Origin of the sequence: Ralstonia sp. ASV6 (assembly GCF_016429285.1) — a bacterium.
Classification (GTDB): Bacteria; Pseudomonadota; Gammaproteobacteria; order Burkholderiales; family Burkholderiaceae; genus Ralstonia; species Ralstonia flaminis.
Genome location: NZ_JAELUI010000002.1, coordinates 80925 through 91885 on the forward strand (window position 1 = coordinate 80925; position 10961 = coordinate 91885).

Genomic DNA, 10961 nt, shown 5'->3' on the forward strand with positions numbered 1-10961 from the left:
TCAGAAGCTAGTCGACGAGTTGCACCTGCAGCCGCCGCTGATCATTCCGGCCATGATCATCAACGACCCGCACGTTGTACTCGCCCGCGGTGGGCGGTTGCCAAAACATGGCCTCGCCCGCTGCCGTCTTTCCGGCATAGGCATCGTTGACGAACCAGTACAACGCATGTGCGCTCGCATCAGCGGTGGCGTTGAATGCAATGCGCGTATCGGCCGACTGCTTCATACGTACGGCATACACGCTGCCACGCACCGGTGAGGTGATCTGCGGCGGATCGCCCTCAACCACGCCAGCACTGCGGCACGCCGGATTCTGCGGCGGCTTGCGGCGTGGGATGCCCGCCTGCGCGAACACCTGCTGCAGGTCGGTCGGCCAGAACTCATAAATTTCCTGGTGTGTGCGCTTGTCGGCATAGGGCGGACAGGCTGCGAGCCCAGTGGCGTCATCAATCATGACGGGGCGATGCACGCTGCTCACGCGAATCGGCGAAACACCCGGAATGAACCATGTAGAGCCCGTCTGCGGACACCACTGGTTTGGCAAGTCACCGCTGGCCAGGCAGATCTGAACACGCTTGATGTTTGACGGAATGCGCCGCAGCGGCTCCGCCAGCTGAGGCTGTTCGGCCTGCAACGCATCGACGGTCTGAAAGAACAGCGGCGCTGCCGCATCCACACCAACAAAAGACGCGTTGCCGGTGTTGTCGAAATTGCCCACCCATACCACCAGCACGTAGGGGCCGAAACCACCCGCTGTCCACGCGTCGCGGAATGCCCACGAGGTCCCGGTCTTCCAATACACCGGCAGGCGCGAAGGCTGAGCGCCGCTGGTTTCATCTGGGCGCAAATGCTGGCGCAACATGTCCGTCACCATGAAGCTGGCCTCGGCGCTCAGCAAGCGCGTGCCCTGCGCCATAGGAACATCTGCACGCAGGCGAAGGGGTTTGAACACGCCGCCGTTCGCCAGCATCGCGTACAGGCCTGCGAGGTCCTGCATGGTGACCTCGCCGCCGCCCAGCACCAACGCCAAGCCGTAGTGCTGTGGGCTCGCCAGCCGGCTCACGCCGGCCTGCTGCAGCAGTTGGTAGAGATCGGGCTGGTGGAGTTTCGACGCCACCCACAGGGCCGGAATATTGCGGCTGCGGTTCAGTGCGTCGGTTGCTGTGATCGGACCAAGAAAGTGGCCATCAAAGTTCTCAGGCGAGTACGGCCCGAACGACGTTGGCACATCTCGCAGCACAGTCTGCGGATGCAGGACGCCCTGGTCGAAACCCAGCCCGTAAATGAATGGCTTGAGCGTCGACCCCGGCGAGCGGCGCGCCAGCGTACCGTTGACCTGCCCCTGGATCGCCCGGTCGAAAAAGTTAGCCGAGCCGACCAACGCCTTCACACCCATGTCACGCGTGTCCACCAGCAGCGCTGCCGCATTGCGGATACCTCGCCCGCCGTTGCGCGCCACATAGCGGTTGATCTGGCGCTCCAGCACATGTTGCAGCTCCAGGTCAATGGTCGTCACAATGCGCGCGTCGCGGTTGTCGGGACCGTTCCAGTCGCCTTGTGCACGGCGCGCTGCCAATATCTGGTCGGCAGCGTGCGGCGCCTCGAATGGCAACGCCATGAGCGGTCGCAATGCAAACGGCAAGGCAAACAGCGGTTGCAATGCGGTGTCTTGCGGATGCAGTTGGCGCCAGCGCGCATACAACCGGTTGCGCGCTGCGGTGAGCTGCCGGTTAATCTGATCCTGCTCGGGCAAACCGCGTAGCCGGCGCACCGGGTCCTGCGGGATCACGGCGAGCGCCAACGCTTCGGGCAAGGTCAGGTTGGCGACAGGCTTGTCGAAGTACACAAGGCTTGCCGTTCCTGCGCCTTCGACGTTGCGGCCATATGGCGCATCGTTCAGATAGGCCTCGAGAATCTGCCGCTTGGAATAGAACAACTCCAGCTGCACGGCCCGCGCCACCTGCCTGAGCTTGCCCAGCGGTGTACGCGTGTTGAGCTGCCACAGCGACCGCGCAAGCTGCATGGTGATGGTGGAGCCGCCCTGTGGGCTACCGCCGCGCGCATAGGTCACCCAGGCGCCGCGCGCAAGCCCATAAGGATTGAATCCTGCATGCCAGTGGAACCAGCGATCTTCGTGTAACAGTACCGCCTCGACCAGTTGAGGCGACATCTGATCGAGCGGCACCCACAGCCGGTAGCGGTCGTCCTTGGCCAGTGCGAGCCGCAGCAGGCGGCCGTGATCATCCAGCACCGCGATCGACGAGGGCTTCCAGTCACGCAGCGGGGGATGCGGCCATAGCCTGCATCCCGCCAGCACCGCCCCAATCAGCAGAGCGCCGACCAGCCAGTTCTGGCAGCGAACCAGCCAGCCGCCCAAGGTACGCAACACGTTACGGCGCCCGGACCACGTTGAGTGCAGCCCCGCCCGGCGCCTGCGCCTGCACGCGCCGATCGTACATCGACTCGCCATAGGCCGGCGGTACGATGAAGCGGCCAGCGTTGGTTGCCTTGATCCGGTAGACGAATTCGCCCACATCGGCAGTGGCCGTACCGTAGATGACCACACGGTCTTCGCGCACGTCCGCATACTGCGGCTGCCAGCTTGAGCCCGGCAAGCCGACAGGCGAACGCCACGGCGCCGGTGCGGCATTAGCTGCGGCATCCTGGCTGCCCTGCCCGTCCCCCTCCGCTGCATCGGTTGCCGGCGGCGGCGTGATGACCGGATCGAACCCGCCCGGCAGCAGATCGACAACCGCCACATTGCCGATGCTCTTGCTGGCCGTCGCCCGAATCTTCAGGTGCACGTCGATCTCCTGGCCAAGCGTGATCTTGTCCAGCGGTTTACCGCTCACATCGGTGTACTCGCGGATGATCTCGAGGCCGTTCTTGATCGCCTGCGTAGATGCCGTACGGTCGTAACCCGACTGGCTCGTGATCTGCCACGCTGGCAGGCTGCTGCCGTTGACAAAGCGCAGTTGCGACGCCGCCGCACTCCAGGAGCCCGAGCGCATCACACTGCCCTGGACCGAGGAGACATCCTTCGCGCTGCCATCCGGGCGCACCTCCTCGATCGCCAGCTTGTCCAGCCCGCTGGCGTTCTGCGAAGCATATGCATCGAGCGCCAGGATGGTCATGGCAGACGACAGCGTGTTGAAGCGATTGTGCTGAACCGGTCCGGCAAGGTTGTCCAGCACGCGCGACGGCAATGCCTGCGCCCGTTCCGGGAAGTGCTTGGCCAGCAGGTACAGCACGCTGGCATCGCGCGTCAGCGGATCGATGTAGTAGCCGTATCCGTATGGCTCGTCGCGTGAAGGCTTGCGCTCCAGCACCTCCTGCGGCCCCGCGATCAGCCTGCTGGCCTCCTTGTCCTGCTTGAGCAATTGGTACGACGCGGCCAGCCAACCCGCCGCGAGGTCGCTCTTCCACTCGTTCGGGAACGCGTCCTGCAAGCGCTTCTGCACTGCGGCTAGGCTGTTGGTCGTGACGTTGCCCAGACGCGTGAGCAAGTAGACGGCATAGGCGCGCTGCCGCAATTGATCAAGCGTGCCGAGACGCTCGTTGGCAGCAAGCTGTTGCAGGTACGCCGTGCCGGCGTCGAGCATTTCCTTCGGCACGGTGATGCCGTGCTCGCGGGCGTCGATCAGCACGTGCATCGTGTACGCCGACACGAACGGATCGGCATCCGGGGTCGCTGACCACACGCCAAAGCCACCTTGACCGTTCTGACGTGCGCGCAAGACATCCAGGAGCTGTGAGATCGCTGCCGCATTCGCGTCCTTGTGGTCGACAGGCTGCGGCGTCAACGCATTGCGCAGCGACGCCGTCGACATCCACTTCGATGCAAACAGACGCGGCACCGCAGCGCTCACCACCTGCTCGCTGCAGTAGTGCTGATAGTTGACGAGATAGGATGCCAGCCCCTGCGACAGCACCAGCGGCCCGGTGGACATGCTCGCCTCACGAGCTGCATAGGCGTCGTACATCTTGCGCAGGTTCGGCAAGTTCGCCTTCTTGTCGGCATCGACGCGCGCCACGTCCAACTGCGTGCGGAATGCCGCAGCCGGCCGAATCGACACGTCCACGCCCTGCTGCGCAGACTTGCTGCCCGCACGCGCACTGAAACTCAGGTTGCCCGAGCCCAGGGTGTCGGTAGCCTTCACGCGGAACAGCGCCACGCCTTCGTGCATGGTGGCAAGCGTCACGTTCTGCGTAGCCGCACCCACCACCTGCAACTGCGGGCCAACCTTCAGGGTCACGGCAATCGGCATGGGCTTGTCGCCTGCACCGGTCACGTTGTTGGCCACGCCAACGCTCACCTCGGCCTCGTCGCCTGGGGCCAGCGTGGTCGGCACGTTCGGCGACAGCACGAAATCGCCCCGCACGGTGGTCGCCCCCTCATAGGTACCCACCAGATCCGGCGAAACCGACACCGCCATCACGCGCAGCTTGCCGTTGAAGTAATCCGGCACGGTGTAGCTCAGGCGCTTGTCGCCATTCACATCGACGATGCCCGACCAGTAGACCACCGGCTTGTCACGCTTGCGCTTGAATGGGTTGAGCTGCCGGCCGATCGCGTCGTCGGCATCGCCACCCGGCGCAGCCATCGACATCAGCTTCTCGAAGTCCGGCAGGATCAGGTCGAGAATCTGCGACGTGCCGACCTCCAGCATGCGCTTGCGGAAAAAGTACTTGAGCGGGTCACCCAGCTTGTAGTGCGCGACCTGCAGGATGCCCTCATCCACCGCAAACACCACGACCTTGCCCGGCCGCGCGGAATGCACGTTGAAGGTGATGGTCTCGCCCGGCTTGACCTGCGCCGGTGCATCGACCTTCAGTCCATTGCGCCGTGCATCCATGTTCACCGAGAACGGCACCACGCCGTAGCTCAGCGGGCTCATGAAGATCTCGTCGGACGATGGGTCTCGGATGTACTGCACGTTGATGTAACCGTTGCCCTCAAAACCCGCAGGCACCGTAATGCGCTGCACGGAGCTGGTCGTATCGGCATGGAACCACGCCTGTGCGTAGACCTTGTCGCGTTCGATGGTGATCAGCCCGCTGCCGGCGTACGGCGCACGGATGGCCACCTCCACCGACTCGCCAGGTTTGTAGTCGTGCTTGCTCAGGCTAATCTGCAGTTCGGTATTGCGATCCAGCGAACGCGATACGTTAGCCTCCCCGGTCACCAGATACTGGATGCGGTTGACCTCGGTGCGGTCCGCACTGCGGATCACCAGCGCGTAGTTGCCCGGCTTGTCGGTACGCAGTGTGTAGTCGAGCCCAGTGGCGGGAATCGCCAGCGGCTTCTCATCGACCGGCACCTCCTTGAGCCGCGAGTCGTACTTGTAGGCGCCGGAATCCTGCTTGGTCAGCACCGATACGTAGCGCAGCTCGACCAGTTGTGCGCGCAAGTCCTTCAGGTCGATCGCCTTCGCACCCGGATCAATGGCAACAAGCTTGACCGTGCGCGGGCTGCCGCGCTTCACATAGCCCAGGTCGTCGACCGCCTTGTAGCCGACCAGCCACTCATTGTTGGACACCATCCCCTGCGCGTTCGCTGCCACGCTGCGTCCGCCCTCGGCTTCGAATGCCTTGGACTGGAAGTACAGCTGATACGTGGCATCGGCGTATTTCTTCAGGTCAAGGTCAAATTCAGCGTGGCCTCTCTCATCGGTCTTACCGTCCTGCAGTTGGGTGGTATAGCCCTCCTTTGCACGCCGTGCGTCAAAGAATTGGTAGCCCGGCCAACTGCGGAACGCCGGCCATGCCGGGCGCAGCGTGAGCGACGCCGTCACGCGGCGGTTTGCCGCCGGCGTGCCAAACAGGTTCTGTGCATCGACGATGCCCTTGAGTTGATCCGGTTTGACCCAGCCCTCGGCCACCTGTTGCGACAGCTTGGCCTCAACCTTCATGCGGTCAGGCAGGAACTCCTTGATCTGCACCGTGGTGCTGCCGATCGGCGCATCAACGGCCTGGCCGTTCTTGACAATGTAGAGGTTGACTGCCCAGGTGCCGGTCGGCGCCGTCTCGGCAGGTGTGTAGTCAAGTTCGGTAAAGCCCGAGGCATCGACAGTCACAGGTTGACGCTTCACCGTCATGCCACGCGGGTCGACGATCTCCGCCTGCAGCGGGATGCCTGCAGGGCTACGTGCCCAGCTGGCAGCACGCACGATCAGGCCGATATGGAACTGATCGCCTGGCCGGTAGATCCCCCGATCGGAGAATAGGTATGCCGACAGTTGACCCTGGTTGGTCGCGTTGCGCTCGCCACCCACATCGAAGCGCGAGAAATCGAGCTGCCGGTCAGAGCTCGAAATCGGCAGGAACGACAGGTCTTCGCCCTTCTTGACGATGTACAGCTTGGGGCGCTTCTCGCGTTCCAGCCCCTTGAAGGTCGGGAAGTGGACAACGCCATCCGCACTGGTTGTCTGGGTGTAGAGCACCTGGCCGTTGACCGCCATCACCGACACGGATGCACTTGCCACCGGGCGACCGGTGCGGATCGACTGCACGAACACGTCCTGACTGCCATCCAGTGCACGCTTGACCAGCATGCCGAGGTCCGTAACGACGATCAGGCGGGTGTCTGTTGGCACCATACCGCTATTGCCATCGCCGTCACCATTGCCGGCTTCGCTATCGCCGCTGCCGTCGTTGTCACCGTTCGACTGGGTATCGCCATCTGATTGGGCGGCATCGGCCTTCTTTTTGTCCGCTGCAGGGTCGTAGCCTGACAGGTGCAGCAGGAAGACACCGCGCTTGCCGTTCTTCAGGTATTGCCCAAGGTCGACGCCTTCGTAGTGCGCTTTGCCCGGATCCGTTTCCGGGAAGGCGAGCTTCTGCTCGAAGCGCTCAACGATGTGGTCTTCACCAAAGCTGTAGCTCAGTTGGGGGCGTGCGTACGTCCCCTGGTTGAAGCTCACCAGATGCTGAAGCTGATCGGGCCTGACGCGGCCGATCTCCAGCTTCATCCCTGGCAGATTGCGTGACACCACCGAGATGCGCTTGCTGCCGCTCATGGAGAGCAGCGAGCCATCTGCCATGAAACGCAGCAGCTTGGGATAGTCCGGCACGCTCAGGACCTGCGGCACCGCCTTGCCAAGCTCGTAACCACCGAATGACTTCAGGCCAGCGTCCACCCGCACGTAGACACGCTGGCCGGGCTGGGCGCGGTACTTGAAACTCTGCAGCGGCGCATATTCGCCTTCCGTCGGCGTCAATTCGAGATTGAGCGGCTGCGATTGGCGCAACACGTCTTCGCCAACCTCTGTTGTGTTCCACGGATACGGCGGCTCGTCGTCTCCCTGGCTGACGCCGGGCTTGCGCTTGGGCAACACCCACGCTTTCACGAGGCCCGCAAGATCGCTACCGCGCACAGCGTCGCTCATTTCCGCCAGCAGCACCTGCTCGGGCTCGTAGCGGTCGTTATCGACCAACGTTGGGGCGAGCTGGTTGACTGTCAGACTGTAGAGCCCCGGCACCCGAACAGACGTCTTCTGGGGCGCCTTGGTGCCGTCACCACCACGGATGCTGCGCACGCCGCCATCCAGCGTCAGCCGCGCAGTCTGATCATCGCGTGGAATGTCGAGCTGCTGAGAATGCACCCAGGCATTGAGCTTGGCCGCATCGTAGGTCACGCTGAAGCGCAGCGGCGTGGTGGTTTTCCCATCGCGGCCGACCATCTCCAGCGCAATGCGTTTCTCAAACTGTGCCGCGTCGACTGGGTAGTTGAAACGGATCGGGAAAATCGTCTTCTTTCCCGCTGCATTCTGCGGGTCCTGATAGAACTCGCTTGCGCCGAATTGCATGTCGAACGCGGGCACATTGAAGTCGAGATGATCGTCAGCCAGCAGTACATGCTTCGCAAAAACCTGGGCAACGTCGAAATTCACCTCGACGTGCGCACCGATCGGCCAATCGGCTGCCGGCATAAAGCGCAGCGTGCGGTCATTCAGCCAGGTCCACTCACCCTTCAGGGCCGGCTGCATCGTAATACCGTTGCCAGCCGGCTTTCCAACCAGCTCGATTGGCGCTGCCGAGTGCGAAAAATCGATGTCGAGCGGATGGATGGTGACCTTGGGCTTGCCCTCCTCATCCATGTAGCTCGTCAAGGCGGGCGCCCTGACCTTGAGCATAATGCGCTCAGGCTCAACCGGCTTGGGGCGATGCTGATACCAGTGCCAGCCAAACGCGCCGGCAACCGCCAAAGCAATGGCGGCCGCAACACCGCCGCCGAAGTGCCACGGGCGACGCCGGGCCGCTGCCGCCGTAGCCGGCATCCATGCCGGCGCAGACCAGGCAACGCTGCCGAATATCGGCCGCAATATGCGCGCGATCAGTGAGAACAAAAAACCGATGACCCGGACGGGCAATCGCAGCAGAAAGCGCAGCAAGTCCATTGTTATTATTCCTTAGCAGAATGCCGCCACTCTCTGGCACGCCACTCTGGCTTTAATTTGTTGCACGCTGGCACCCCGTACTTTCAAAGGCTCAAGTGCGCGCCAAATTATCCGACAACTAACCGAGAAAAAAGCGCCACTCGATGCCTATGACAAGAAAAACAACGCTTGTCCGATAACTGCCGTTTGCTTGTCATGCCTCTGCAGATTGCACATGGACCGGAGTGTCCAAAGCGGATATATCTCGAAGTGCGAACGCCCCCAATTTTTTCGTACTAATCTCCCTACCGCCCCTCAGTGTTACGGATTTAAAACAAGCCCCTCCTCCTACCCGGGTCAATTCCCTAGACAAAAAAAGCCCGCTTTACGCGGGCTTCTTTACTAAACCGTGGAGGTGAATCTCACTCCCACTCAATCGTCGCAGGCGGCTTACCCGAGATGTCATACACAACCCGGCTCAACCCACGCACTTCGTTGATGACGCGGTTCGACACACGTCCGAGCAACGCGTACGGCAGGTGCGCCCAGTGTGCAGTCATGAAATCGGTGGTCTGCACCGCGCGCAGTGCCGTCACATAGTCATACGTGCGGCCATCGCCCATCACGCCGACGGACTTGACCGGCAGGAACACCGCAAACGCCTGGCTGGTCAAGTCATACCAGCTCTTGCCGACATCACCCTCGGCGCACAGGCCGGCGGCAGCATCTTGTGCCGTGGCCTTCGTGCCGCGCAGCTCTTCGATGAAGATCGCATCCGCACGGCGCAGCAGGTCCGCATACTCGCGCTTGACCTCGCCCAGAATGCGCACGCCCAGACCCGGGCCCGGGAACGGATGGCGATACACCATCTCGTGCGGCAGACCCAGCGCCACGCCCAGCTCGCGCACTTCGTCCTTGAACAGGTCGCGCAGCGGCTCAAGCAGCTTCAGACCCAGCGTTTCCGGCAGGCCGCCGACGTTGTGGTGGCTCTTGATGGTCGTCGCCTTCTTGGTCTTGGTGCCGCCCGACTCCACCACGTCCGGATAGATCGTGCCCTGCGCCAGCCACTTGGCGTTGGAGAGCTTCTTGGCTTCGGCCTGGAATACTTCCACGAACTCGCGGCCGATGATCTTGCGCTTGGCTTCCGGGTCCGTCACGCCGGCCAAGTGGCCGAGGAACTGCTCGGAGGCATCCACGTGCACAACCTTGGCGTGCAGGCGGCCGGCGAACATGTCCATCACCATCTTGCCTTCGTCCAGGCGCAGCAGGCCGTGGTCAACAAACACGCAGGTCAGCTGGTCACCGATGGCGCGGTGGATCAGCGCCGCAGCCACGGACGAATCTACGCCACCCGACAGGCCCAGGATCACCTCTTCATCGCCCACCTGTTCGCGGATGCGCTTGACGGCCTCCTCGATGTGGTCGCGCATGATCCAGTCCGGCTTGGCACCGGCAATCTCCAGCACGAAGCGCTCCAGCAGCGCGCGGCCCTGCACGGTGTGCGTGACTTCCGGGTGGAACTGCACGGCGTAGTAACCGCGTGCCTCGTCAGCCATGCCGGCGATCGGGCAGCTCGGCGTGGAGGCCAGCAGCTTGAAGCCCGGCGGCAGCTCGGCAACCTTGTCGCCGTGGCTCATCCACACCTTGAGCATGCCGTGGCCTTCGGGGGTGGCAAAGTCCTGGATGTCCTTGAGCAGGCGGGTATGGCCGTGGGCGCGCACCTCGGCGTAACCGAATTCGCGATGATCGCTCCACTCGACCTTGCCGCCCAGTTGCACGGCCATGGTCTGCATGCCATAACAGATGCCGAGCACAGGCACACCCAGGTCCCACACGGCTTGCGGGGCACGCAGCTGGTGGTCTTCGTAGGTGCTGGCGTGGCTGCCGGACAGGATGATGGCCTTGGGCGCGAACTCGCGCACAAAGGCGTCAGACACATCGTTCGGGTGGATTTCGCAGTAGACGTGCGCCTCGCGCACGCGGCGCGCGATCAGCTGCGTAACCTGCGAGCCGAAATCAAGGATGAGGACTTTGTCGTGCATGTTGTGGAGGAATGGAATCGGCAATCGTGTCGACTTCAGTGCCGGGGCCGTACCCAGGCGGCGGCATGTAGGCGGGTTCTTTGCGCTCGGCGGTCTCCGTGCGCTGGCGTTCGCGGGCGGCAGCGGCTTCATCGCGAGCCTTCTGCGCGCGCTCGCGCTCATTGGTGCGCACGCGGCGCGAGGCGGGAATCTGCACGGCGGAAAACGCCGCCAGCACTGCAGCAAACGTCGGCAGCCAGATACGGCCAGCGCCCTCCACCGGCAGGTGGAAGAACAATAGCCAGGCAATCACCAGCACAGCCACAGCCAGGTTCACGTGGCCAACCACCTGCGCCACCGCAGTGGTCAGTTGCCCGTTGATGGTGGCTTGCCACAGCAGCCAGGCCAGACCGATGAGCGTGACGCCGAGCAGTTGGCCGTACATTGCCGGTTCCGGCTGCGGCAGTTGCAGCGCGCCGAAGATGGACGTCATCGGCGAGGCCAGGAGGACGAGACCGACGCACAGAGCGACAGCCGCATCCAGAAACAGAACGAGTCGCAA

The 10961-nt window shown here is 63.1% G+C and carries 4 protein-coding genes; all 4 read right to left on the reverse strand.

Features of this window, described 5'->3' with window-relative positions; genetic code table 11:
* Positions 1 to 7: 7 nt before the first annotated feature.
* On the reverse strand, positions 8 to 2389 hold the full coding sequence (gene pbpC / locus JHD73_RS00775; protein WP_368735487.1) for a penicillin-binding protein 1C: 2382 nt from the start codon (positions 2387 to 2389) through the stop codon (positions 8 to 10).
* A 1-nt stretch (position 2390) separates the two neighbouring features.
* Entirely contained in the window at positions 2391 to 8399 is a 6009-nt protein-coding gene (locus JHD73_RS00780) for an alpha-2-macroglobulin (RefSeq protein ID WP_199026703.1), read from the reverse strand.
* A gap of 401 nt (positions 8400 to 8800) precedes the next feature.
* Positions 8801 to 10420 carry a glutamine-hydrolyzing GMP synthase gene (gene guaA, locus JHD73_RS00785; protein WP_199026704.1) on the reverse strand — a complete coding sequence of 540 codons (1620 nt, stop codon included), beginning with the start codon at positions 10418 to 10420 and terminating at the stop codon, positions 8801 to 8803.
* On the reverse strand, positions 10395 to 10961 hold a 567-nt coding region (locus tag JHD73_RS00790), incomplete at its 5' end, for a hypothetical protein (RefSeq protein ID WP_233176722.1). The genes guaA and JHD73_RS00790, both read right to left, overlap by 26 nt.